Source organism: Cupriavidus sp. FW306-01-F10A (assembly GCF_058782785.1).
In genome coordinates, this window is record NZ_JBYSYA010000005.1 from 70,886 (window position 1) to 93,759 (window position 22,874).

Sequence of the window (22,874 nt, forward strand, 5' to 3'; positions counted from 1 at the left end):
TTCGCATGTCGAACGCTGCACCGACGTTGTTGGTGGTCGATGATCATCCTATGGCTTTGTCAGGCACTACGGCTTTCCTCGCCGAAGTCATGCCGGATGTGGCAGTCCATGCCGCCGGCAGTGCCCGCGAAGCCCTGACAAGCCTGCAGCAGGGGCTGCGCCCCGATATCGTGCTGCTCGATATCTGGCTGAACGATGGCACCGGTTTCGATGCCATGCAGTCGTTCAAGACCGTCATCCCCGGCGCACGCTTCATCTTCATGTCCGCCGAGGCCACCCCCGAGATCGTCGGCCGCGCCCGCGCGCTGTCGGCCTGCGGCTTCGTCGGCAAGCACCTTGATGCCAATGCCTTCACCGCCGCGGTGCGCAAGGTGCTGGCAGGCGACACCTCCTTCCCCACCGATGAGGCCCTGAACGGCCGCGCGCAGTCGTTCGGGCCCGCCCACGGCATTCCGGTCACGCCGGCCGAGCTCGGCCTGACGCCGCGCCAGGGCTCGGTGCTGGCGCTGGTGCTGGAAGGCCTGCCGAACAAGGTGATCGCGCGCCGCCTGGGGCTGACCGAGAACACCGTCAAGGAGCACGTGTCGGCCATCCTGCAGCGCCTGGGCGTGCGCACGCGCATGCAGGTGATGTCGCGCATGGAGCGGTTCCGCCTGCGCCAGTAACGCAGGCCGGCACCCCGCCCTAGGCCGGCCGCAGCCAGCGTCGCAGCAGCAGCCGCAGCGAAGCCGGGTCCACCGGCTTGGGCAGCACGAAATATCCCGCCTCTTCCGCCGCCGCCAGCGCGGCGGATTTCAGGTCGCCGGTCAGCAGCGCGCTGCGCGCCTGCGGCTGCGTGTTCTGCCAGCGCTCGAGCAAATCCAGTCCGTTCTCGCTGCCGGGCAGGCGCAGGTCGCAGAAGATGATGTCGGGGCGCAGGCCCTTGGCAAACAGCTTGTCGGCCTCGGCGCCGTGCGCGGCGCAGGCCACGCGGATGCCCCAGGCCTCCATCAGCGCGATCCAGGCCTTGCGGATCTGGCTGTCGTCGTCGACCACCAGCACCGTGCCCTGCAGGCGGTCGGGCTTGGCCTCTTCCGCCTGCGCCATCGCGCGCATCTCGCGCACGCTGGCCACGGTCTCGGCCGGCACCGTCGCCAGCGCGAACCAGAACACCGAACCCTTGCCCGGCACCGAGCGCACGCCATAGGTGCCGCGCATCAGGCGCACGCATTCCTTGAAGATGGCCAGCCCCAGGCCCAGGCCCTGCGACGGGTCGCGCTGCGGGTTATGGACCTGGTAGTACGGCGAAAAGATGTCGGGCAGGTGCTCGGGTGTCACGCCGGCGCCGGTATCCCAGACTTCCAGCCGCACATGCTTGCGGCGCTGGCGCGCGGTCACCAGCACGCCGCCTCGCGGGGTGTAGCGCAGCGCGTTCTGCACCAGGTTGAACAGGGCCCGGCGCAACAGCACCGGCTCGGCCATGGCGTACAGCTCGTCGGGCACGCGCGGGGTCAGGGTCAGGCCGCTTTCGCGCGCATCGGCGGCAAACTGGCTCATCACGTCGCGGATCAGCGCACCCAGCTCGCATGGCTCCAGCGTCGGCAACACCTTGCGCCCTTCCAGCTTGGACAGGTCCAGCAGCGAACGGAACAAGAGGTCGATGGTCTGGGTACCCGCCGCCACCTGCTCCACCAGCGGATGCAGCGCCGACGACTGGTTGCGCGCGCGCAACGCCTCCACCAGCATCACCAGCGCATGCACCGGCTGGCGCAGGTCGTGGCTCGCGGCAGCCAGGAAGCGCGACTTCTCCTCGCTGGCATGCAGCGCGCGCTCCTTTTCCTCCTGGAACTGCTTGGCCAGGCGGCGGCTGTCGCCCTCGAGCTGGATGGCGCGCACCAGCGTGACCTGCAGGTGCAAGGCATGGCGCGACAGCATCAGACCATAGATCACCAGCAGCACCTGCACATAGACGCCATGGCCGGGGAAGGCGAATTCCGCCATCAGGATATTGGGCACGAGGATCGGCACGCCGGCATAGACCAGGTTCGACGGCACCGGCGCCTGCGACACCGCGCCGCCTGCCAGCACCCCAAGGGTCAGCAGGTACAGCACGCTGGAGAACACCGACGAGCCTGCATACAAATGCAGCAGCGCCGAGCTGCCCCAGGTCACGCCGGTCAGGAAGGCAACCGCGCGCATATTGTTCCACCACTTGCGCGTGTGCGCGGAACGGCTCATCGAGGCATGGTCGCGCTGGTAGCCGACATAGAACCACAGGCCGCCGGCCGTCAGCAGCAGCATCACCGCGCACCAGCCGAGCAAGGCCGAGTGGCTCACGTCGTTCCAGAATCCCAGTGTGGTCAGCGCGGGCAGCAGCACCGAGGCCACGATCGCCGTGGGCGAGTTCTTGTGCACGATGGCCATCAGCTTGGCGCGCGTCTCGACGTCGAGCTGGGCGGTCGCCTGAGGCAGGACTCGGGGCAGGAGCCGGGAAAAGAACCGGTTGGGCAGCGCTTTCAAGTGTGGCTGGCTTGGAATGGGCGGATGTCGGTGGCAGCAGGTGCCAGCGCCGAAGTGAAGCCGAAGTGGGGCATATCATGCCGCCTTTTGCGGCATCGCGCCATGCCGCGAGGGCCGGTTGCGGCACAAAAACAGCAGCGCGGCACCGGCCGCGGGCGGCGGGAGCGGCAAGCGGACCCATTCGCCTTATAATGCTCGCTTTACCTGAAACGTTTCCCGCCGTCCCCGTGAAAGTCTTCCGCGGCCTGCCCAACGCCGAAAGCCGGGCGCCCTGCGCGCTCACCATCGGCAATTTCGACGGTGTGCATCGCGGCCACCAGTCGCTGCTCGCGCGTGCGCGCGCAGCCGCCGACGCACGCGGCCTGCCGCTGTGCGTGATGACCTTCGAGCCGCATCCGCGCGAGTTCTTCACCCCGGACAAGGCCCCTACCCGCATCGCGCTGCTGCGCGACAAGCTGGAAAGCCTGCGCCGCAACGGCGTGGACCGGGTGGTGGTGGAACACTTCAACGCCCACTTTGCCGCCCAGTCGCCGCAGGCGTTCGTCGAGAACGTGCTCTGGCATGGCCTGCACGCGCGCTGGGTGCTGGTCGGCGACGACTTCCGCTTCGGCGCCAAGCGCGCCGGCGACTTTACCTACCTGCAGGAAGCCGGGCGCCGCTACGGCTTCGATGTCGAGCAGATGGGATCGGTGTCCGAAGGCGGCATCCGCATCTCCAGCTCCGCGGTGCGCCAGGCGCTGGCCGACGGTGACCTGGAGCATGCCCGGCGCCTGCTCGGCCACGGCTATGCCATCAGCGGCCACGTGATCCACGGCCGCAAGCTGGGCCGCGACCTGGGCTTCCCGACGTTGAACCTGCGCATCTCGCACAAGCGGCCGGCAGTCAGCGGCATCTTCGTGGTGCAGGTGCACGGCATCGCCGACCAGCCCCTGCCGGGCGTGGCCAGCATCGGCGTGCGCCCCACCATCGAGGACGCCGGCCGGGTGCTGCTGGAAGTCCACCTGTTCGATTTCAAAGAGAACCTGTACGGCAAGCTGGTGCGGGTTGAATTCATGAAGAAGCTGCGCGACGAAGCGCGCTTTGACAACCTGGACGAGCTCACCGCCGCCATCGCCAAGGACAGCGCCGATGCGCGCGCCTTCTTCGGTCTGACCGCCCCGGGCGCGGCCGAAGGCAGCGGCGGGCGCGACTTCGCCACCTCCGCCACCGACCGAATTAGGTAGCGGCCGGCGCCCGCCCGCACGCCAGTGGCGCGGGCCCGGCACGCACGCCGCCGCCCCAGTCTTTCCGCGCGCCCGCCGGCCTGCCGCCGCCCGCGCGCCAACCCGAATTGCCCTGAGAATCGAAATGTCTGACGACAAACGCGCCAAGCCCGAGAAAAGCAAGTATCCGGTCAACCTGCTCGACACGCCCTTCCCGATGCGTGGCGACCTGCCCAAGCGCGAGCCGCAGTGGGTCAAGCAGTGGCAGGACAAGCAGCTCTACAAGAAGATCCGCGCGGCACGCAAGGGCGCGAAGAAGTTCGTGCTGCATGACGGCCCGCCGTATGCCAACGGCGACATCCATATCGGCCACGCCGTCAACAAGGTGCTCAAGGACATGATCATCAAGGCGCGCGGCCTGACCGGGCTCGACGCCGTCTACGTGCCGGGCTGGGACTGCCACGGCATGCCGATCGAGATCCAGATCGAGAAGAAATTCGGCAAGGGCCTGCCGGTGCAGGAGGTCCAGGCCAAGGCGCGCGCCTACGCCACCGAGCAGATCAAGCGCCAGATGGTGGATTTCGAACGCCTGGGCGTGCTCGGCGACTGGGACCACCCCTACCTGACCATGAACTACAGCAACGAGGCGGATGAACTGCGCGCGCTCGGCAAGATCATGGAGAAGGGCTATGTGTTCCGCGGCCTGAAGCCGGTGAACTGGTGCTTCGACTGCGGCTCGGCGCTGGCCGAGGCCGAGGTCGAATACAAGGACAAGGTCGACCTGTCGATCGACGTGGGCTTCCCGTTCGCGCAAGCCGACAAGCTGGCGCACGCCTTCAAGGTGCCCTTCGAGCAGCTCGACGGCAAGCCCGGCTGGATCGTGATCTGGACCACCACGCCGTGGACCATCCCGAGCAACCAGGCGCTGAACGTGCACCCGGAAGTGGAATACGCGCTGGTCGAGACCCCGCGCGGCTACCTGATCCTGGCCACCGAGCGCGTCGAGGAGCAGCTCAAGGTCTACGGCCTGGAAGGCAAGGTCGTGGCCACCACCACCGGCGCGGCACTGTCGGAAATCCGCTTCCACCACCCGCTGGCCAAGATGGACGCGGGCTATGACCGCCTGTCGCCGGTCTACCTGGGCGACTACGTCACCACCGATACCGGCTCGGGCATCGTGCACTCGGCGCCGGCCTACGGCGTGGAAGACTTCCAGTCGTGCAAGGCGCACGGCATGGCCGATTCGGACATCATCAGCCCGGTGATGGGCAACGGCGTCTATGCCGGCACGCTGCCGCTCTTTGGCGGGCTGTCGATCTGGGACGCCAACCCGAAGATCGTCGAGGTGCTGCAGGCCTCGGGCAACCTGTTCAATTCGCACAAGTACACCCACAGCTACATGCATTGCTGGCGCCACAAGACGCCGATCATCTACCGCGCCACCTCGCAGTGGTTCGCGGGCATGGACGTGGACCCGGCCGACGAGAACGGCAAGACCGGCCCCACCCTGCGCGAGACCGCGCTGGCCGGCATCGACGCCACCGAGTTCTTCCCGGCCTGGGGCAAGCAGCGCCTGCACAACATGATCGCCAACCGGCCGGACTGGACGCTGTCGCGCCAGCGCCAGTGGGGCGTGCCGATGGCCTTCTTCCTGCACAAGGAAACCGGCGCGCTGCACCCGCGCACGCCGCAGCTGCTGGAAGAAGTGGCCAGGCGCGTCGAGCAGCACGGCATCGAGGCCTGGCAGACGCTGGACCCGGCCGAGCTGCTGGGCGACGAGGCCAGCCAGTACGAGAAGAACCGCGACACGCTGGACGTGTGGTTCGACTCCGGCACCACGCACTGGTCCGTGATCCGCGGCTCGCACCGCGACGACCTGTACGATCCGTCCGCCGATGAAGCCGATGGCCGCCTCGCCGACCTGTACCTGGAAGGCTCGGACCAGCACCGCGGCTGGTTCCACTCGTCGCTGCTGACCGCGTCGATGCTGTACGGCAAGCCGCCCTACAAGGCGCTGCTGACGCACGGCTTCACCGTCGACGGCGAAGGCCGCAAGATGTCCAAGTCGATCGGCAACACCGTGTCGCCGCAGGACATCTCGAACAAGATGGGCGCCGAGATCATCCGTTTGTGGGTGGCCTCGACCGACTACTCCGGCGAGCTGTCGATCTCGGACGAGATCCTCAAGCGCGTGGTGGAAGGCTACCGCCGCATCCGCAATACGCTGCGCTTCCTGCTGTCCAACCTGTCCGACTACGACCACGCCAGGCATGCCCTGCCGGCGTCGGAATGGCTGGAGATCGACCGCTACGCCGTGGCGCTGACCGCGCAGCTGCAAAAGGAAGTGCTGTCGCACTACGAGTCGTATGAATTCCACCCGGTGGTGTCCAAGCTGCAGACCTTCTGCTCCGAGGACCTGGGCGGCTTCTACCTCGATGTGCTGAAGGACCGCCTGTACACCACCGCGCCGGACTCCAAGGCCCGCCGCGCGGCGCAGAACGCGCTGTACCACATCACCCAGGCGATGCTGCACTGGATGGCGCCGTTCCTGTCGTTCACCGCCGAGGAAGCGTGGCAGATCTTCGCCCACGGCACCGAGCACACCGACACCATCTTCACCAGCACCTACTACGCGGTGCCGGAAGTCGACGACGGCGCCGACGACCTGCTGCAGAAGTGGCACACGCTGCGCGAAGTGCGCGCCGAAGTCACCAAGCAGCTCGAAGCGGTGCGCGTGGAAGGCGAGATCGGCTCGTCGCTGCAGGCCGAGCTGACCATCCAGGCCGGCGGCCCGGTGCTGGAAGCGCTGCAGAGCCTGGGCGACGACCTGCGCTTCGTGCTGCTGACCTCGTCGGCCAAGGTAACGCACGCGCCCGAGGCCGGCGACCTGCTGGTCACGGTGACCCCGTCGGCCCATGCCAAGTGCGAGCGCTGCTGGCACTACCGCGCCGATGTCGGCCACAACCCGGACCATCCGACCCTCTGCGGGCGCTGCGACAGCAACCTGTTCGGCGCCGGTGAACACAGGAGCCATGCCTGATGGCATCGACCACGTCCCGTTCCGCGCGCCCGGCACGCCGCAACAACAAGGCCGCCAGCACCACCCCGCTGCTGTGGATGGCCTTCGCACTGCTGGTGGTGGTGCTCGACCAGTTCTTCAAGATCGTCATCGTGCGCACCTTCACCTATGGTGAATCGCGCCCGGTGACCGGCTTCTTCAACCTGGTGCTGGTCTACAACAAGGGCGCGGCGTTCAGCTTCCTGGCCGATGCCGGCGGCTGGCAGCGCTGGTTCTTTACCGGGCTGGGCATCGTGGTGGGCGCGTTCATCGTGTGGCTGCTGTATCGCCACACCGGCCAGCGGCTGTTCTGCTTCGCGGTGTCGCTGATCCTGGGCGGCGCGGTCGGCAATGTGATCGACCGCGTGGCCTACGGGCACGTGGTCGATTTCCTGGACTTCTATGTGCGCAACTACCACTGGCCGGCCTTCAACGTGGCCGACTGCGCGATCACGGTCGGCGCGGTGCTGCTGATCGTGGACGAGCTGCGCAGGGTGCGGCGCCACTGAGCGCCCTGATTGTGTTCCCCTCTCCCCTCGCGGGGAGAGGCTAGGGTGAGGGGCGGTTCAGCAAGGCACCACGCCACCAGAACCGCCCGCCCTCACCCCCGGCCCCACTCCCGCCGTGCGGGAATGGGGAGCCAACCCTCAGCCGGCTTCCCCGGTATCATTTCCCTTTCTCCCCAGCCAGGTTCCCCACCATGGATTTGCGCGGCAAGCACATCGTTCTCGGCCTGACCGGCGGCATCGCCTGCTACAAGTCGGCCGAACTGGTCCGCCTGCTGACCAAGGCCGGCGCCACCGTGCAGGTGGCCATGACCGAGGCGGCGACGCATTTCATCACGCCGGTGACGATGCAGGCGCTGTCCGGCCGGCCGGTCTTCCTGTCGCAGTGGGATGCCCGCATCGACAACAACATGGCGCACATCGACCTGTCGCGCGAGGCCGATGCCATCGTCATCGCCCCGGCCTCGACCGACTTCATGGCGCGCCTGGCCAACGGGCTGTGCGACGACCTGCTCAGCACCCTGTGCATCGCGCGCGACTGCCCGCTGCTGGTGGCACCGGCGATGAACCGCCAGATGTGGGCCGCCCCCGCCACCCAGCGCAACGCCGCGCAGCTGCGCGCCGACGGCGTGATGATCCTGGGCCCTGGCAGCGGCGACCAGGCCTGCGGCGAGGTCGGCGACGGCCGCATGCTGGAGCCCGAAGAGCTGCTCGACGACATCATCGCCTTCTTCCAGCCCAAGCCGCTGCAAGGCAAGCGCGTGCTGATCACCGCCGGCCCGACCTTCGAGGCGATCGACCCGGTGCGCGGCATCACCAACCTGTCATCCGGCAAGATGGGCTTCTCGATCGCGCGCGCGGCGCGCGAGGCCGGCGCCGAGGTGCTGCTGGTGGCCGGCCCCACCGGCCTGCCCACCCCGCGCGGCGTGGCGCGCACCGACGTGCGCAGCGCACAGCAGATGCATGACGCGGTGATCGCGCAGTTGCACGGCGTGGATGTCTTTGTCGCCGTGGCCGCGGTGGCGGACTGGCGCCCGGCTGAAGTCGCGCAGCAGAAGCTGAAGAAGGCCAACGATACCGACACCCCCACGCTGCAGTTCGTGCAGAACCCCGACATCCTGGCCACGGTCGCGGCGCGGGCCGACGCCCCCTACTGCGTCGGCTTTGCCGCCGAGAGCGAGAACCTGGAGCAGTACGGCGAGCAGAAACGCCAGCGCAAGGGCGTGCCGCTGCTGGTCGGCAATATCGGCCACCATACCTTCGGCCTGGACGACAACGAGATCGTGCTGTTCGACGCCGCCGGCATGACGCGGCTGCCGCGCGCCGACAAGCTGTCGCTGGCGCGCCAGCTGGTGGCGGCGATCGGCCAGCGCCTGCCCGGGCGCGCACGGCCCTGATGGCGGGCGCGCGTCCGGTATCATGCGCGGCTGCCACCTATTCCGTTGAACCGATTCCCCCCAGGATTCCCATGACCCAGCCACTGAACCCGACCGTCGAAATCAAGGTGCTCGATGCGCGCCTGAATGAATGGGGCCTGCCCGCCTACCAGAGCGAAATGGCCGCAGCCATCGACCTCCATGCCTGCGTCGACGCCCCGGTATCGATCGCGCCGGGCACGCCCGCGCAACTGGTGCCGGCCGGCATCGCCGTGCACATGGGCAACCCGTACATGGCCGCGACCATCGTGCCGCGCTCGGGCCTGGGCCACAAGAAGGGCCTGGTGCTGGGCAATTCGATCGGCGTGATCGATGCCGACTACCAGGGCCAGATCATGGTCAGCGTGTGGAACCGCAACGCGCCCGGCACGGAGCCGATCGTGATCCAGCCGGGCGAGCGCATCGCGCAGATGATGTTCGTGCCGGTGCTGCGGCCGGTGTTTTCGACGGTGGCAGAATTCAGCGAAGACAGCGAACGCGGCGCGGGCGGCTTTGGCTCGACCGGCGTGCATCACGCCAAGGCCAGCGCCTGACGCAGCCTCTGGCCGCACAAGACACTGGCGCCCCGCGGGGCGCCAGTTTGCATTTCAGCCCTGCTGCTCGAACAGCAGCGCCACGCCGCTGGCGGCATCCGCCAGCACCAGGGTCTCGCGCGGGCCCAGGTCGTGGGTCGGCACACCCTGTTCGCGCCAGCCGGCACGCGCGGCCGCCAGGTCATTGGTGCGCAGGCGGATCGCCGCGTAGCCCGGCCCCTCGCGCCGGATATGCGCGGTGCCGGTGGCCGAGGCCAGCGCCTGCGGCGTGCTGACCACCAGCGTGGCATCGTCCAGCGCCAGGCTGCAGACATGTTCGCTCAGCTGCGTCAGCTCGCCGCCGGTCAGCTCCGCGTAGGCGCGCGCGGCGGCGTCCACCAGCGCGGGCGCCACCACCAGGAACATGGTGGCGATGCTGTGCGCGCCGTTGGCATGGCGGGTCCATTCGGGCCGCCACAGCAGTTCGGGCGTACGGTGCTCGCAGACGAAGTAGCGCGCGCCCGGCGCATCGTCGAGCGCGGTCACGCGGAAGGTGGCCGGGTGCTCGCTGCCGTCATCCAGCCGCACCGGACGCGAGAACTCGATCGGGTCCGAGGTGTGCCAGCCCGCCGCACGCAGCCGTGCCGCGGTGGCAAAGGCGTCGGCGCTCTTGCACGACATCGCCGCGCAGCCGCCGCCATGCGCCTGCGCATCCCAGTAGTACTGGCGGTTGGGGCTGGGCGCGGTCACGTGCAGCAGCTCAAGGTAGTCCCGCCGCAGCATGATGCAGTGGTTCTGCGAGCCGAGCGTGTGGTAGCCGCGCGGCGTCAGCGTAAAGCCGAGCCGGCGCCAGGCCTGGGCCCCGGCATCGAGGTCTGGGCACACCACCACGGCGTGGTCGAACATTTCCGCTTGCGTTGCCATCGGCATCCTCTCGGTTTCACGGCGCACCGGCGCCGGACATCGTCATTCGAACTGGATATTGGCCTTGTGCGCCACGGCCTGCCATTTGTCATGCTCGCGGCGCACCAGGTTGCCGAGGTCGGCCGGGCTGCCGCCCACGATCTCGAAGCCCTGCGCGGCCAGCGCATCGACCACGCGCGGCTGGCGCAGCGATTCGACCAGCGCGTCGTGAATGCGCGTGACCGTGGATGCCGGCAGGCCGGCCGGGCCGAACACGCCGATCCAGGAGTAGGCCTCGAAGCCCTTGAGCCCCTGCTCGGCCACCGTCGGCACCTGGGGCAGCTGGCGCAGCCGGCTGGTGCCGGTCACGCCCAGCACCTTGATGGTGCGTGCGGCCACGTGCGCCTGCACCGCGGCATAGCTGCTGAAGAAAATATCGACCTCGTTCGACAGCACCGCCTGCACGGCCGGCCCGCCGCCCTTGTAGGGCACATGCAGCATACGCACGCCAGCTTCGGTCGCCAGCGCCTCGGCCGCCAGCTGGTTCAGGCTGCCGATGCCGGACGAGGCATAGCGCACGCCTTCGGGCCTGGCCTTGGCCAGCGCCACCAGCTCGCGCACATTGGCCACGGGCAGCGCGGGATTGGCGGCAATCACCAGCGGAAAGCGCACCAGCTGCGAGATTGGCGAGAAATCGCGGAAGGTGTCGTAGGGCAGCTGCTTGTAGGCGAAAGGGTTGATGGCGTGGGTGTCGAAGGCCATCAACAGGGTGGTGCCGTCCGGCTTCGCGCGCGCCACGGTGCTCGATGCGATCAGGCCGCCCGCGCCCGGCTTGTTGTCGACCACCACGGTCTGCCCCAGCGCCGCCTTCAGCCCGGGCTGCAGCTGCCGGGCCACGATGTCGACGCTCCCGCCTGGCGGGAACGGCAGCACCAGCGCGATCGGGCGGTTGCCCGCCAGCGGTTCGGCGCCGGTGGCGGCAGCGGCGTGGAGCATCGGGACGGGCATGGCGCCCAGCGGCAGGATCTTGAGCAGCAGGCGGCGGCGCCGCGTGCGTTCGGCAGAGGACATCAGGGTTTTCAGGCTGGATTCCTGGCCGGTTGCGCGGCCAGCTGCGGCCGCAAACCCGTGCCCCGACGGGCATGGCCGGCGACCGCCGGGACAAAAAGAAAGGGGGCGGCATGACTGCCGCCCCCGTATTTTGCCCGATGACCGGCCACGTTGCTGGCAACGCGGCCGATAACCGCTCAGGCTTCTGCGCGCTGTTCCTCGGGCGCCTCGGGCGGTTCCGGCTCGATCTCGGAGAAATCGAGCTTGATCTGGTCCTGCTCGTCCAGGTCCACCACCACCTTGCCGCCCGAAACCAGCCTGCCGAACAGCAGTTCGTCGGCCAGGGCCTTGCGGATCATGTCCTGGATCAGGCGCTGCATCGGGCGCGCGCCCATCAGCGGATCGAACCCCTTGTGCGCCAGGAACTTGCGCAGCTTCTCGGTAAAGCTGGCTTCCACCTTCTTCTCGTGCAGCTGCTCTTCCAGCTGCATCAGGAACTTGTCGACCACGCGCAGGATGATTTCCTCGTCCAGCGAGCGGAAGCTGATCATGGCATCCAGCCGGTTGCGGAACTCCGGCGTGAACATGCGCTTGATGTCAGCCATCTCGTCGCCCTGCTCGCGCGAACTGGTGAAGCCGATGGTGGCGCGGTTCATGGTCTCCGCCCCCGCGTTGGTGGTCATGATGATGATCACGTTGCGGAAGTCGGCGCGCCGGCCGTTGTTGTCGGTCAGCGAACCATGGTCCATCACCTGCAGCAGGATATTGAAGATATCCGGATGCGCCTTCTCGATTTCATCCAGCAGCAGCACGCAGTGCGGCTTCTTGGTGACGGCCTCGGTCAGCAGGCCGCCCTGGTCAAAGCCGACGTATCCCGGCGGCGCGCCGATCAGGCGGCTCACCGCGTGCCGTTCCATGTACTCGGACATGTCGAAGCGCAGCAGCTCGATGCCCATGATGAAGGCGAGTTGCTTGGCGACCTCGGTCTTGCCCACGCCCGTGGGGCCGGAGAACAGGAACGAGCCAATCGGCTTGTCGGTCTTGCCCAGGCCGGCGCGCGACATCTTGATCGCCGAGGCCAGTGCCTCGATCGCCGGATCCTGGCCGAACACCACCGACTTCAGGTCGCGGTCCAGCGTCTGCAGCTTGCTGCGGTCGTCCTGGTTCACGCTCTGCGGCGGGATGCGCGCGATGCGCGAGACGATGTCCTCGATCTCGCCCTTGCCGATGGTCTTCTTCTGCTTGGACTTCGGCAGGATGCGCTGCGCCGCGCCGGCTTCGTCGATCACGTCGATCGCCTTGTCGGGCAGGTGGCGGTCAGTAATGAAGCGGGCCGACAGCTCCGCCGCCGCGGTCAGTGCCGAGGCCGCGTACTTGACGCCGTGGTGCTCCTCGAAGCGCGACTTCAGGCCGCGCAGGATCTGCACGGTCTGGTCGACCGAAGGCTCGACCACGTCGATCTTCTGGAAGCGCCGCGACAGCGCCGCGTCCTTCTCGAAGATGCCGCGATATTCCGTGAAGGTGGTCGCGCCGATGCACTTGAGCTGGCCCGACGACAGCGCCGGCTTGAGCAGGTTGCTGGCGTCCAGCGTCCCGCCCGAGGCAGCGCCCGCGCCGATCAGCGTGTGGATCTCGTCGATGAACAGGATCGCGTTCGGATTGTCCTTGAGCGACTTCAGCACGCCCTTCAGGCGCTGCTCGAAGTCGCCGCGGTACTTGGTGCCGGCCAGCAGCGCGCCCATGTCGAGCGAGTAGACGGTCGCCTTTTCCAGGATGTCCGGCACCTCGTTCTTGGTGATGCGCCAGGCCAGGCCCTCGGCGATCGCGGTCTTGCCGACGCCGGCCTCGCCCACCAGCAGCGGGTTGTTCTTGCGCCGGCGGCACAGCACCTGGACCACCCGCTCGACTTCGCTCTCGCGGCCGATCAGCGGGTCGATCTTGCCGGCCTTGGCCAGCGTGTTCAGGTTCTGGGTGTATTGCTCGAGCGGGCTTTCCTTGCCGTCGCCGCCCTCGCCTTCGCCGGCGGCATCGCCATGCTTGGCGGGCTCGGACTGGTCCTTGCGGATGCCGTGGCTGATGAAATTGACCACGTCCAGCCGCGTCACGCCCTGCTGCTGCAGGTAATAGACGGCGTGCGAATCCTTCTCGCCGAAAATCGCGACCAGCACGTTGGCACCCGTCACTTCCTTCTTGCCGTTGGAAGTGGACTGGACGTGCATGATCGCGCGCTGGATCACGCGCTGGAAACCGAGCGTGGGCTGGGTATCGACCTCGTCGGTACCCGGCACTACCGGCGTGTTATCCGCGATGAAGTTCTTAAGGCTGGTGCGCAGGTCTTCTATATTGGCCGCGCAGGCGCGCAAGACTTCCGCTGCCGTGGGATTGTCGAGCAATGCCAGCAGCAGGTGCTCCACGGTAATGAACTCGTGGCGTGCCTGCCTGGCTTCGACAAACGCCATATGCAGGCTCACTTCCAATTCTTGCGCAATCATGCTTCCTCCATCACGCACTGCAGGGGATGCCCCGCCTGCCGCGCGTGCGTTGACACCAGCTCGACCTTGGTCGCTGCAATATCCCTGGTGTAGATACCGCAGACGCCCTTTCCTTCCCGGTGCACGGTGAGCATGATCTGCGTCGCCGTTTCCCGGTCCCTGCTGAAATACTGCTGCAGGATCATCACTACAAACTCCATCGGAGTGTAGTCGTCATTAAGCAGCACCACCTTGAACATGGCGGGCGGTTTAAGCGCCTGCTCTTTCCGCTCCAGGATGGTGCCTGCTTCGCGTTGTGGGACATTCGCAAGCCGTGTAGCCATGGCTTTATTCTAACCCTTACTCGCAACTCTGCAATTTGGGGAAAAGGCGCCGGATTCAAGAGCCGGGCCACCTGTTTCCGGTGGTGGAAGGACGCGGGATTTCACGCGGGAGGCATTGCAAGGCACGTGGCCGGCGCGGGCGGGACAGCAAGCACGGCGGCCCTGGCGCATGCCGCCAAGGTACCACCAGGTGCCGTCCCATTCCCGCCACACCCTGCTGGCAGTGGGGAATCCGCCAACTTGACAGTATCCTGCTTTGCCAGAAGAATCGTTCGCACACCTGTCGACGGCCAACGAGCCAAAGCAACAGCCGAGGCAGGTGATCCGTGAGCAGGGAGGCCACGGCCGCCGCGGCGGCGAGTCAGCATCGAGACTGGCCGCCACGCGATTGCACCTCGCCGCGCGTCATCGCCGGCCGCACCTCAGGACGCGGCAGGTCATGGCGCCGCAGTCCGTGCCGTCTGGCTGGTAAGGCTTCCCCGCTTTGAAATCTGCTATTTCGTGGGGGAGTATATGGCAAGCGGTATCGTCAAATGGTTCAATGACGCCAAGGGCTTCGGGTTCATCAAGCCGGACGAGGGCGAAGAAGAACTGTTTGCGCACTTTTCGGCTATCCAGATGTCCGGCTTCAAGACGCTGAAGGAAGGTCAACGCGTCTCGTTCGAGGTGGTCCAGGGCCCCAAGGGCAAGCAAGCCACCAATATCCAGGACGCCAGCTAAAGCGCGCCGCGACCGCATCCCGGCCGCAGAGCCGCGGAGCGGTCAACCAGGATGTGGGGGGAGCTCCCCCGGGACGGGATCGATGCCGGCGCCCCGCGTTGCCGCCACGGCGGCGCGGCGGGTGCCGGCTCGGATCAGCTGCACGCTCCACATCCGACCGAAAGCCCGGCCTTGCGCCGGGCTTTCTGCTTGGGCCCCGGGGTCCGGGCCATCAGGCCCAGCCGTCGATCTTGAGCCCGCTGGCCTGCTCGGCTTCTTCCCTGGTGACCTTGCGCACAGTCTGGCCGAAGGTCCAGACATGGCCCTCCGCGTCCCGGGCCGTATAGGTCCGGTCGCCGTAGAACTCGTCCTGCGGCTCGCGCAGGATCACGGCCCCGGCGGCGCGGGCGCGCTCGCAATGCTGGTCCAGCCCTTCCTGCAGGTGCACGTGCAGGGTCTGGGTATTCTTGCCCCCGATCGAGGCCGGGCTGGCGGTAAAGTCTGCCCACTCGCTGCCCACCATCAGGTAGCTGTCGCCGAAACGCATTTCAGAATGCACCAGCTGGTCCTGCTGGTCGCGGATCACCATGACCCGCTCAAAGCCGAAGGCGCGCTCCAGCCAGTCCAGGGCCGCCAGCGGGTCCTTGTAGAAGAGGGCCGCACCGAACGCGGTGCGGCGGAAGGGATCGTCCATGCCTGTCTCCTCGGGCCGCCAGGCCCGTCAGTCCAACCCCTGACGTTCTAGGCAACACTGGCGCCCGGGGCAAGAAAAAACCCCGGCGCCGACCAGACGGCACCGGGGTTTTCCTTGGCAGGTCGCCCGCCGCAGCGGGAGTCCGTGCTTACATATTGTCGATCATCACCTGGCCAAAGCCCGAGCACGACACCTGCGTCGCGCCTTCCAGCAGGCGGGCGAAGTCATACGTCACCTTCTTGGACAGGATCGACTTCTCCATCGACGAGATGATCAGGTCCGCGGCTTCGGTCCAGCCCATGTGACGCAGCATCATTTCGGCCGACAGGATTTCGGAGCCCGGGTTGACGTAGTCCTTGCCGGCGTACTTCGGCGCGGTGCCATGGGTGGCCTCGAACATGGCGACCGAGTCAGACATGTTGGCACCCGGGGCGATGCCGATGCCGCCGACCTGCGCGGCCAGCGCGTCGGAGACATAGTCGCCGTTCAGGTTCAGCGTGGCGATCACCGAGTATTCGGCCGGACGCAGCAGGATCTGCTGCAGGAAGGCGTCGGCAATGGCGTCCTTGACCACGATGTCCTTGCCGGTCTTCGGGTTCTTGAACTTGCACCACGGGCCGCCGTCGACCAGCTCGGCGCCGAATTCCTTTTGCGCCAGTTCGTAGCCCCAGTCACGGAAGCCACCTTCGGTGAACTTCATGATGTTGCCCTTGTGCACCAGCGTCACCGACGGCTTGTCGTTGTCGATGGCGTACTGGATCGCCTTGCGCACCAGGCGCTCGGTGCCCTCGCGCGAGACCGGCTTGATGCCGATGCCCGAGGTCGCCGGGAAGCGGATCTTCTTGACGCCCATCTCGTCCTGCAGGAACTTAATGAGCTTCTTCGCCTGCTCGCTCTCGGCCGCCCATTCGATGCCGGCGTAGATGTCCTCCGAGTTCTCGCGGAAGATCACCATGTCGGTCTTTTCCGGTTCACGCACCGGCGAGGGCACGCCCTTGAAGTAGCGCACCGGGCGCAGGCAGACGTACAGGTCCAGCTGCTGGCGCAGCGCCACGTTCAGCGAGCGGATGCCGCCGCCCACCGGCGTGGTCAGCGGGCCCTTGATCGAGACCACATAGTCCTTGAGCACCTCCAGGGTTTCGTCCGGCAGCCACACGTCCGGGCCGTAGACCTTGGTCGACTTCTCGCCGGCGTAGATCTCCATCCAGGCGATCTTGCGCTTGCCGCCATAGGCCTTGGCCACGGCCGCATCGACCACCTTGATCATCACCGGGGTGATATCGAGGCCCGTACCGTCGCCTTCGATGTAAGGAATGATCGGATTGTCCGGGACATTCAGCGAAAAGTCCTGGTTGACCGTGATCTTTTCGCCGGCCGGAACCTTGATATGTTGGTACATGACGTCTCCAGTACGGAACGGTTGTGACTGCCGCCGGTTCGTGGCCGGTCGGCGAGATTCGGGGAGATGGCGCTGTGGCATTGTAGCGGGCCTTACCGCGCGCCCGTGCTGCATTGCATCACCCTTGCGCCACCCTGGGCTGCCTTCAGTCTTATATAAGACACAAGACTAATTTCGTATTATGCAGCAATTTTTCATCATCCGCCAATCGGGCCGGACCCCAGATCCTTCGATCTCCCGGCCCGGCGCGCCGCTGGGGCATACTTGCGCCCCATGACCCTGATTGCCCTGAACAAGCCGTTTGGCACCATGAGCCAGTTCTCGGAACACCCGACGCGCCCGACGCTGGCCGCGTGCGTGAGCGTGCCCGGCGTCTACCCGGCCGGGCGGCTCGATGCCGACAGCGAGGGCCTGCTGCTGCTGACCGACGACGGCGCGCTGCAGGCCCGCATCGCCGACCCGCGCCACAAGCTGGAGAAGACCTACCTGGCACAGGTCGAAGGCATTCCGGATGCCGCCGCGCTGGCCCGGCTGCGCGCCGGGGTAGACCTGGGCGACTTCGTCACGCAGCCGGCCAGGGTACGCGCGATCGAGGCACCAGACTGGCTGTGGCCGCGCCAGCCGCCAGTGCGCTTTCGCGCGGCGATCCCGACCGCGTGGCTGGAGCTGAAGATCCGCGAGGGCAAGAACCGGCAGGTGCGCCGCATGACCGCCGCGGTCGGCTTTCCCACATTGCGGCTGGTGCGCGTCGGGATCGGCCCGCTCGACCTGCGGGCGCTCGGCCTCGCGCCCGGGGCCTGCTGCGAGGTGTTGCCCGCGCAACTGGGACTGGCACCGGCAGCACCGCACATGCGCCAGGAGCCGGCACCGCGATCCCATGTCTCGAAGACCAGACAGGCGAACGACACCAAGCGGCGTTCTCGTTACAAAAACTAACAAGTCGCGGGTCAACGCTGGCGACCGCGGCCTCGTTCTTGTCGGGGACACGTCCTATCACGCGTCAATCTTTCCGACTGTTCTCATCCTTCGAGGTAATACGTCATGAAAAAACTGATCGCTGCTCTGGTTGTTGGCCTGTTCGCCACCGGCGCCTTCGCCCAGGCTTCGGCACCTGCTGCCGCCGACGCTGCAGCGCCCGCGGCCACCAAGGAAGCCCCGAAGACCACGACCAAGAAGAAGACCACCCACAAGAAGCACAGCAAGAAGAAGGCTGCCCCCGCCGCTTCGGCCCCGGCTGCCCAGTAATCGCTGGCGCCCCTCCCTGCCCCGTGCGCTCGCGAGGCAGGAAAGAGAAGGCAGGCTGCCGCCAGGCGCCTGCCTTTTTTGTTGCCGCGATTGCTCGTGATGCGCGACGTACCGCCCGCCGCACATCGGCACGGCGCGCGTGCGCTATGCTTGCGGCTGCTGCCCGCGCCATTTCAGACTGAACACCATGCCCTTCCTGTCCAACACGCTGTTGTCACGATGCTCCTCGATTGCCGGCCTGCTCGCGCTGAGCGCCGGGATCGCGCACGCGCAGGCCGCGCTGCCGGTGGTGCCGCTCACCGCGGGCATGTTTGCGATCCAGGCCGAGGTTGCCGCCACGCCGGCAGCGCGCGAACAGGGGCTGATGTACCGCACGACCATGGCCCCCAACGCCGGCATGCTGTTCGTGTTCGAGCAGAAGGCGGGCCACTGCTTCTGGATGCGCAACACCGAGCTGCCGCTGTCGATCGCCTTCCTGGCCGATGACGGCACCATCGTCAATATCGAGGACATGGCGCCGCGCACGGAGAGCAACCATTGCCCGAAGGCGGCGATCCGCTATGCGCTGGAAATGAACAAGGGATGGTTCGCGCAGAAAGGCATCAAGGCCGGCGCGAAAATCGGCGGACTGCCGCAGCCTCGCTGAGTGCGGCAGCGCCAGGCGGCGCCGGCAGGAGCGCCGGCGCGGAGGGCAAGAATCAGTCGCGGAAGTTGTTGAAGTCCAGCGGCGCCTCGGACACGTCCTTGCGCAGCATCGCCATCACGCTTTGCAGGTCGTCGCGCTTGGCGCCCGACACGCGCACCGCATCGCCCTGGATGCTGGCCTGCACCTTGATCTTGCTGTCCTTGATGATGCGCACGATCTTCTTGGACAGGTCGCCGGTCACGCCCTTCTTGATCGTGATCACCTGCTTGACCTTGTCGCCGCTGATCTTGTCGATCTTGCCGTAGTCCAGGAAGCGCACGTCCACGTTGCGCTTGGCCATCTTGTTGATCAGCACATCCTTGACCTGGCTCAGCTTGAAATCATCGTCGGCAAAGGCAGTCAGTTCATTTTCCTTGTGCTCGACCCGGGCGTCCGAGCCCTTGAAATCGAAGCGCGTCGAGATTTCCTTGTTGGCCTGCTCGACGGCGTTCTTCACCTCGACCATGTTCGCTTCGCACACTACATCAAACGACGGCATTGCATTCTCCTTGTGATCCGTATGCCCGGAAGCCGGCCGCGCACGGCGCCTTCCGTATAATCCAGCCTACCTCGCAGTTCCGGGTCGCTTGCCCTCCAGCGGCGGCCGCGTCACCTTTCCCTTGCATGGCAGATTTCCACGAATTCTATCCCCTGCGTCGCCACAATACATTCGGATTCGACGCGCGCGCGCGCTTTGCGGTGCATGTGCGCAGCGAAGGCGACCTGACCGCGGCCCTGGCCGACCCGCGTGCCGACGGCCTGCCGCTGGTGGTCCTGGGCGGCGGCAGCAATGTGGTGCTGACCGGCGACCTGGACGCGCTGGTGCTGCTGATGGAAATCCCCGGCTACCACCCGGAGGAGACTGGCGATGCCTGGCTGGTCACCGCCGGCGCCGGCGAGAACTGGAACGCGCTGGTCAACCGCACCATCGCCGACGGCATGCCCGGCCTGGAAAACCTGGCGCTGATCCCCGGTACCGCGGGCGCCGCGCCGATCCAGAACATCGGCGCCTACGGGGTGGAACTGCGCGAGCGCTTCGAAGGCGTGCGCGCCTATGACCGCCACACCGGCGCATTCGTGTGGCTGGACCTGCGGGCCTGCGGCTTCGGCTACCGCGACAGCCTGTTCAAGCGCGCCGGCGCCAGCCGCTACATCATCACGGCGGTGACGCTGAGCCTGCCCAAGGCGTGGCAACCGGTGCTGTCGTACGGGGAGCTGGCGCGCGAACTCGATGGCCGGGCCGCGCCCGATGCGGGCACGATTCGCGACACCGTGGTCGCGATCCGTTCGCGCAAGCTGCCCGACCCGGCGCAGCTGGGCAATGCGGGCAGCTTCTTCAAGAATCCGCTGGTCAGCGCCGCGCAGCGCGACGCGCTGCTGCAGGCCAACCCGGACCTGGTCAGCTATGCGCAGCCGGACGGCTCGTACAAGCTGGCCGCCGGCTGGCTGATCGACCGCTGCGGCTTCAAGGGCGTAACCGATGGGCCGGTGGGCGTCTACGGCAAGCAGGCGCTGGTGCTGGTGCACCACGGCGGCGGCACCGGCGCGATGCTGCTGGCACTGGCCAACCGTATCGCCGATGCGGTGCAGGCGCGCTTTGGCGTGCGCATCGAACCGGAGCCGGTAGTGCTGTAAAGCAGGCGGGCCAGGACCGGCCCGCCGCGCCTGTCACGCGAAGTGGCAGACGTAGTCCAGCGTTTCCTGCACCTCGATATCGAAGCTGCTGTTGCCCGGCACGCTGAACTGCTGGCCTGCGCCATAGGTCTGCCAGTCTTCCGAACCGGCCAGGCGCACGCGGCAGGTGCCGGCGTTGATTTCCATGATCTCGGGCGCGCCGGTGTTGAAGGTCAGCGCGGCCGGGAAGATCACGCCCAGCGTCTTGCGGGTGCCGTCCGGGAACAGCACGGTGTGGCTGACGCACTTGCCGTCAAAGTACAGGTTGGCTTTCTTGACGACCGACACGTTGTCGAACTGGCTCACTTCCATCTCCTTTGGTTTCTGTACGAAAGACGTAAAAAGAGGGGCCATCGCGGCCCCTCCCTGTTCACCCCCGCGCCGCGCTGGTTCAGTAGCGGCCGCAGAGCAGGTATTCCATCAGCGCCTTCTGCACGTGCAGGCGGTTCTCGGCCTCTTCCCAGACCACGCTCTTGGGACCGTCGATCACGGCGGCCTCGACTTCCTCGCCGCGGTGCGCCGGCAGGCAGTGCATGAAGAGCGCGTCGGGCTCGGCGCGGTCCATCATCGGGGTGGTGACCATCCAGTCCTTGAAGGCGCGCTTGCGGGCGTCGTTCTCGGCCTCGAAGCCCATGCTGGTCCAGACATCGGTGGTGACCAGGCTGGCGCCCTGGCAGGCCGTGAGCGGATCGTCGAAGACCTTGACCAGGCCGGCGGCCGACGCCGGCACCATGGCCGGATCGAGCTGGTAGCCCGGCGGCGCCGAGAAATGGAAGGTGAAGCCCAGCCGCTCGGCGGCCTGGATCCAGGTGTAGGCCATGTTGTTGGCATCGCCGATCCACGCCACGGTCTTGCCGCGGATGCTGCCGCGCTGCTCGATGTAGGTGAAGACGTCGGCCAGCACCTGGCACGGGTGGTATTCGTTGGTCAGGCCGTTGATCACCGGCACGCGCGAATGCGCGGCAAAGCGCTCGATGATGTCCTGGCCGAAAGTGCGGATCATGATGATGTCGACCATGCGCGAGATCACCTGCGCCGCATCCTCGATCGGCTCGCCGCGGCCCAGTTGCGAGTCGCGCGTGTTCAGGAACACCGCGTGGCCGCCGAGCTGGTGGATGCCGGCTTCGAACGACAGGCGCGTACGCGTGGAATTCTTCTCGAAGATCATGGCCAGCGTGCGGTCGTGCAGCGGGTGCCAGGTCTCGTAGTTCTTGAACTTGGCCTTCAGGATCCGCGCGCGATCCAGCAGGTACTCATACTCGTCGGGAGTGAAGTCGCTGAACTGGAGGTAATGCTTGATCGGGGTTGAGCTCATAAAACAAAGAAGGCGGCTCGGTGGGGACGCGCCGTCACGAAGTGTTCATGACTCAAGCGCGCCGCGGAGCCGCCTTTCGCGTCGCATACGCAATTTAACTGCAAGAATCATAAGGGATTATTTCTGCTTTGGCGAGTCCGGGACAACCCGGCACGGACTTGCGCCCTGCACTTGCCCGGGCCCGCTGACAGGTTCCCGACAGGATTCGCCCTTATGCGCAACTCTTATATAAGATATAATACCCGCTGATTCACGCGGGGCCCGGCATACCCATGCCGCTGCCCGCCGCCGGCATCAAAAGTGCCCCCGCAAGACACCGACGCCCCGCCTTCCGGCTGGAACCAGCGCGAACCAAACGCGCCCCGGCCGCGTCAAACGGGCGCCCGTCCAGCGGGTTTACCGTCGAGTCGTCCGCCTCACCCGCAGTGTCCAGCCTCATGAACCCCAACGTTCGCGAATTCTTTATCCAAGGCATTACCAAGGAAGGCAAGACCTTCCGCCCGAGCGACTGGGCCGAACGGCTGTGCGGCGTGATGGCGCAGTTCCGCCCCGAGGGCGACAGCGGCGACCCGCGCCTGACCTACTCCCCTTACGTGCGGCCGATCTTCGCCGGCAATGTCAAATGCGTGGTGGTGGACGTGCGGCTGCGCGACATTGAACCCAAGGCGCTGGATTTCGTGCTCAATTTTGCGCGCGACAACAACCTGCAGCTGGTTGAAGCCTGTTCGCTGGAATAAGCCTGCCGGCCTGGCGCCGGAAAGCAAAAAAGCTCGTCGGATGACGAGCTTTTTTGTTGGCGGATGCCTGGGCACCCGCCTCTGCTGGACCGCCGGGGCGGCCCGGGCAGCGATCAGGCAGCCATCGACTTGATGGCGGCCGACAGGCGCGACTTGTGACGTGCAGCCTTGTTCTTGTGCACGATCTTCTTGTCGGCAATGCTGTCGATCACGGCTTGCGAGTTCTTGAAGATCTCGGCGGCAGCGGCCTTGTCGCCAGCGTCGATGGCCTTGCGGACGGCCTTGACGGCGGTGCGCAGACGCGAACGCAGGCTGGAGTTGTGAGCGTTCTGGGCAACGGCCTGGCGGGCGCGCTTGCGAGCTTGTGCGGAATTTGCCATGTAAAAATATCCTGAATTCAGATGCGTGCCGCGGGGGACACAACAATTAAGTCATATCGAGCGAC

General features: G+C 66.6%; 23 protein-coding genes. 12 read left to right on the top strand and 11 right to left on the bottom strand.

The genetic code is table 11. The features are described from left to right. Positions 1–5 precede the first annotated feature (5 nt). The gene (locus AC3WLF_RS09330) at positions 6–665 is read left to right on the top strand and encodes a response regulator (protein ID WP_011615962.1); all 660 of its coding nucleotides are present in this window, start codon (positions 6–8) and stop codon (positions 663–665) included. A gap of 19 nt (positions 666–684) precedes the next feature. Here the strand turns inward: AC3WLF_RS09330 and AC3WLF_RS09335 are convergent, their stop codons facing one another. Then, the gene (locus AC3WLF_RS09335) at positions 685–2,499 is read right to left on the bottom strand and encodes a hybrid sensor histidine kinase/response regulator (RefSeq protein WP_492319657.1); all 1,815 of its coding nucleotides are present in this window, start codon (positions 2,497–2,499) and stop codon (positions 685–687) included. 227 nt (positions 2,500–2,726) lie between these two features. On the opposite strand from AC3WLF_RS09335, the gene AC3WLF_RS09340 reads away from it, so the two are divergent. The 5 genes from AC3WLF_RS09340 to dut all read left to right on the top strand — a co-directional run bounded on the left by AC3WLF_RS09340 (position 2,727) and on the right by dut (position 9,234). Further along, positions 2,727–3,722, top strand: a complete 996-nt coding sequence (locus AC3WLF_RS09340; RefSeq protein WP_035821206.1) for a bifunctional riboflavin kinase/FAD synthetase — start codon at positions 2,727–2,729, stop codon at positions 3,720–3,722. Between the two features lie 124 nt (positions 3,723–3,846). Next, complete coding sequence (gene ileS, locus AC3WLF_RS09345) at positions 3,847–6,741, top strand: isoleucine--tRNA ligase (RefSeq protein ID WP_492319656.1); 2,895 nt, start codon at positions 3,847–3,849, stop codon at positions 6,739–6,741. Continuing rightward, positions 6,741–7,268, top strand: coding sequence for a signal peptidase II (gene lspA / locus AC3WLF_RS09350; protein ID WP_492319655.1), 528 nt, complete (start codon positions 6,741–6,743; stop codon positions 7,266–7,268). Before ileS ends, lspA begins: the two co-directional genes overlap by 1 nt. 191 nt (positions 7,269–7,459) lie before the next feature. After that, positions 7,460–8,662 carry a bifunctional phosphopantothenoylcysteine decarboxylase/phosphopantothenate--cysteine ligase CoaBC gene (gene coaBC, locus AC3WLF_RS09355; RefSeq protein ID WP_492358116.1) on the top strand — a complete coding sequence of 401 codons (1,203 nt, stop codon included), beginning with the start codon at positions 7,460–7,462 and terminating at the stop codon, positions 8,660–8,662. A gap of 71 nt (positions 8,663–8,733) precedes the next feature. Then, entirely contained in the window at positions 8,734–9,234 is a 501-nt protein-coding gene (gene dut, locus AC3WLF_RS09360; RefSeq protein ID WP_011615967.1) for a dUTP diphosphatase, read from the top strand. A 54-nt stretch (positions 9,235–9,288) separates the two neighbouring features. Here the strand turns inward: dut and AC3WLF_RS09365 are convergent, their stop codons facing one another. The 4 genes from AC3WLF_RS09365 to clpS all read right to left on the bottom strand — a co-directional run bounded on the left by AC3WLF_RS09365 (position 9,289) and on the right by clpS (position 13,981). Further along, positions 9,289–10,137, bottom strand: a complete 849-nt coding sequence (locus AC3WLF_RS09365; RefSeq protein ID WP_492319652.1) for a VOC family protein — start codon at positions 10,135–10,137, stop codon at positions 9,289–9,291. A gap of 42 nt (positions 10,138–10,179) precedes the next feature. Further along, on the bottom strand, positions 10,180–11,187 hold the full coding sequence (locus tag AC3WLF_RS09370) for a tripartite tricarboxylate transporter substrate binding protein (RefSeq protein WP_492319651.1): 1,008 nt from the start codon (positions 11,185–11,187) through the stop codon (positions 10,180–10,182). 176 nt (positions 11,188–11,363) lie between these two features. Further along, on the bottom strand, positions 11,364–13,658 hold the full coding sequence (clpA, locus tag AC3WLF_RS09375; RefSeq protein WP_010814997.1) for an ATP-dependent Clp protease ATP-binding subunit ClpA: 2,295 nt from the start codon (positions 13,656–13,658) through the stop codon (positions 11,364–11,366). Next, the gene (gene clpS / locus AC3WLF_RS09380; protein WP_010814998.1) at positions 13,655–13,981 is read right to left on the bottom strand and encodes an ATP-dependent Clp protease adapter ClpS; all 327 of its coding nucleotides are present in this window, start codon (positions 13,979–13,981) and stop codon (positions 13,655–13,657) included. Before clpS ends, clpA begins: the two co-directional genes overlap by 4 nt. Before the next feature lie 513 nt (positions 13,982–14,494). On the opposite strand from clpS, the gene AC3WLF_RS09385 reads away from it, so the two are divergent. Beyond that, a complete protein-coding gene (locus tag AC3WLF_RS09385) occupies positions 14,495–14,701 on the top strand; it encodes a cold-shock protein (RefSeq protein WP_010814999.1) in 207 nt (68 codons plus the stop codon). A gap of 211 nt (positions 14,702–14,912) precedes the next feature. On the opposite strand, the gene AC3WLF_RS09390 is transcribed toward AC3WLF_RS09385, so the two are convergent. Further along, on the bottom strand, positions 14,913–15,374 hold the full coding sequence (locus AC3WLF_RS09390) for a VOC family protein (RefSeq protein WP_010815000.1): 462 nt from the start codon (positions 15,372–15,374) through the stop codon (positions 14,913–14,915). A gap of 148 nt (positions 15,375–15,522) precedes the next feature. Further along, a complete protein-coding gene (icd, locus tag AC3WLF_RS09395) occupies positions 15,523–16,773 on the bottom strand; it encodes an NADP-dependent isocitrate dehydrogenase (protein WP_492319650.1) in 1,251 nt (416 codons plus the stop codon). 273 nt (positions 16,774–17,046) lie between these two features. On the opposite strand from icd, the gene AC3WLF_RS09400 reads away from it, so the two are divergent. From AC3WLF_RS09400 to AC3WLF_RS09410, 3 genes are all read left to right on the top strand, one after another. Then, positions 17,047–17,709 (top strand): pseudouridine synthase, encoded by a 663-nt coding sequence (locus AC3WLF_RS09400; protein WP_492319649.1) that lies wholly within the window; start codon positions 17,047–17,049, stop codon positions 17,707–17,709. A 105-nt stretch (positions 17,710–17,814) separates the two neighbouring features. After that, on the top strand, positions 17,815–18,018 hold the full coding sequence (locus AC3WLF_RS09405) for a hypothetical protein (RefSeq protein ID WP_340524285.1): 204 nt from the start codon (positions 17,815–17,817) through the stop codon (positions 18,016–18,018). Between the two features lie 187 nt (positions 18,019–18,205). Next, positions 18,206–18,664 (top strand): DUF192 domain-containing protein, encoded by a 459-nt coding sequence (locus tag AC3WLF_RS09410; RefSeq protein ID WP_492319648.1) that lies wholly within the window; start codon positions 18,206–18,208, stop codon positions 18,662–18,664. A 52-nt stretch (positions 18,665–18,716) separates the two neighbouring features. Here AC3WLF_RS09410 and AC3WLF_RS09415 read toward each other — a convergent pair whose 3' ends face one another. Next, positions 18,717–19,202, bottom strand: coding sequence for a YajQ family cyclic di-GMP-binding protein (locus AC3WLF_RS09415; protein ID WP_018311553.1), 486 nt, complete (start codon positions 19,200–19,202; stop codon positions 18,717–18,719). Between the two features lie 125 nt (positions 19,203–19,327). Here AC3WLF_RS09415 and murB point away from each other — a divergent pair, with 125 nt between their 5' ends. Beyond that, positions 19,328–20,338 (top strand): UDP-N-acetylmuramate dehydrogenase, encoded by a 1,011-nt coding sequence (gene murB / locus AC3WLF_RS09420; protein ID WP_492351198.1) that lies wholly within the window; start codon positions 19,328–19,330, stop codon positions 20,336–20,338. 33 nt (positions 20,339–20,371) lie between these two features. On the opposite strand, the gene ppnP is transcribed toward murB, so the two are convergent. Both ppnP and argF read right to left on the bottom strand, forming a co-directional pair. Continuing rightward, positions 20,372–20,683 (bottom strand): pyrimidine/purine nucleoside phosphorylase, encoded by a 312-nt coding sequence (gene ppnP / locus AC3WLF_RS09425; protein ID WP_010815007.1) that lies wholly within the window; start codon positions 20,681–20,683, stop codon positions 20,372–20,374. An 85-nt stretch (positions 20,684–20,768) separates the two neighbouring features. After that, positions 20,769–21,692, bottom strand: coding sequence for an ornithine carbamoyltransferase (argF, locus tag AC3WLF_RS09430; RefSeq protein WP_035821233.1), 924 nt, complete (start codon positions 21,690–21,692; stop codon positions 20,769–20,771). Positions 21,693–22,129: 437 nt separating this feature from the next. On the opposite strand from argF, the gene AC3WLF_RS09435 reads away from it, so the two are divergent. Continuing rightward, complete coding sequence (locus AC3WLF_RS09435) at positions 22,130–22,429, top strand: DUF3579 domain-containing protein (RefSeq protein WP_010815009.1); 300 nt, start codon at positions 22,130–22,132, stop codon at positions 22,427–22,429. Positions 22,430–22,542: 113 nt separating this feature from the next. Here AC3WLF_RS09435 and rpsT read toward each other — a convergent pair whose 3' ends face one another. Beyond that, positions 22,543–22,809, bottom strand: coding sequence for a 30S ribosomal protein S20 (gene rpsT, locus AC3WLF_RS09440; RefSeq protein WP_010815010.1), 267 nt, complete (start codon positions 22,807–22,809; stop codon positions 22,543–22,545). Positions 22,810–22,874: the final 65 nt, after the last annotated feature.

Bases quoted from the DNA above. Each gene is read 5' to 3' on its own strand.
- AC3WLF_RS09330 (WP_011615962.1), top strand. From the start codon at position 6: ATGTCGAACGCTGCACCGACGTTGTTGGTGGTCGATGATCATCCTATG.
- ileS (WP_492319656.1), top strand. From the start codon at position 3,847: ATGTCTGACGACAAACGCGCCAAGCCCGAGAAAAGCAAGTATCCGGTC.
- lspA (WP_492319655.1), top strand. From the start codon at position 6,741: ATGGCATCGACCACGTCCCGTTCCGCGCGCCCGGCACGCCGCAACAAC.
- coaBC (WP_492358116.1), top strand. From the start codon at position 7,460: ATGGATTTGCGCGGCAAGCACATCGTTCTCGGCCTGACCGGCGGCATC.
- dut (WP_011615967.1), top strand. From the start codon at position 8,734: ATGACCCAGCCACTGAACCCGACCGTCGAAATCAAGGTGCTCGATGCG.
- AC3WLF_RS09365 (WP_492319652.1), bottom strand. From the start codon at position 10,137: ATGGCAACGCAAGCGGAAATGTTCGACCACGCCGTGGTGGTGTGCCCA.
- AC3WLF_RS09370 (WP_492319651.1), bottom strand. From the start codon at position 11,187: ATGTCCTCTGCCGAACGCACGCGGCGCCGCCGCCTGCTGCTCAAGATC.
- clpA (WP_010814997.1), bottom strand. From the start codon at position 13,658: ATGATTGCGCAAGAATTGGAAGTGAGCCTGCATATGGCGTTTGTCGAA.
- clpS (WP_010814998.1), bottom strand. From the start codon at position 13,981: ATGGCTACACGGCTTGCGAATGTCCCACAACGCGAAGCAGGCACCATC.
- AC3WLF_RS09385 (WP_010814999.1), top strand. From the start codon at position 14,495: ATGGCAAGCGGTATCGTCAAATGGTTCAATGACGCCAAGGGCTTCGGG.
- AC3WLF_RS09390 (WP_010815000.1), bottom strand. From the start codon at position 15,374: ATGGACGATCCCTTCCGCCGCACCGCGTTCGGTGCGGCCCTCTTCTAC.
- icd (WP_492319650.1), bottom strand. From the start codon at position 16,773: ATGTACCAACATATCAAGGTTCCGGCCGGCGAAAAGATCACGGTCAAC.
- AC3WLF_RS09400 (WP_492319649.1), top strand. From the start codon at position 17,047: ATGACCCTGATTGCCCTGAACAAGCCGTTTGGCACCATGAGCCAGTTC.
- AC3WLF_RS09405 (WP_340524285.1), top strand. From the start codon at position 17,815: ATGAAAAAACTGATCGCTGCTCTGGTTGTTGGCCTGTTCGCCACCGGC.
- AC3WLF_RS09410 (WP_492319648.1), top strand. From the start codon at position 18,206: ATGCCCTTCCTGTCCAACACGCTGTTGTCACGATGCTCCTCGATTGCC.
- AC3WLF_RS09415 (WP_018311553.1), bottom strand. From the start codon at position 19,202: ATGCCGTCGTTTGATGTAGTGTGCGAAGCGAACATGGTCGAGGTGAAG.
- murB (WP_492351198.1), top strand. From the start codon at position 19,328: ATGGCAGATTTCCACGAATTCTATCCCCTGCGTCGCCACAATACATTC.
- argF (WP_035821233.1), bottom strand. From the start codon at position 21,692: ATGAGCTCAACCCCGATCAAGCATTACCTCCAGTTCAGCGACTTCACT.
- AC3WLF_RS09435 (WP_010815009.1), top strand. From the start codon at position 22,130: ATGAACCCCAACGTTCGCGAATTCTTTATCCAAGGCATTACCAAGGAA.
- rpsT (WP_010815010.1), bottom strand. From the start codon at position 22,809: ATGGCAAATTCCGCACAAGCTCGCAAGCGCGCCCGCCAGGCCGTTGCC.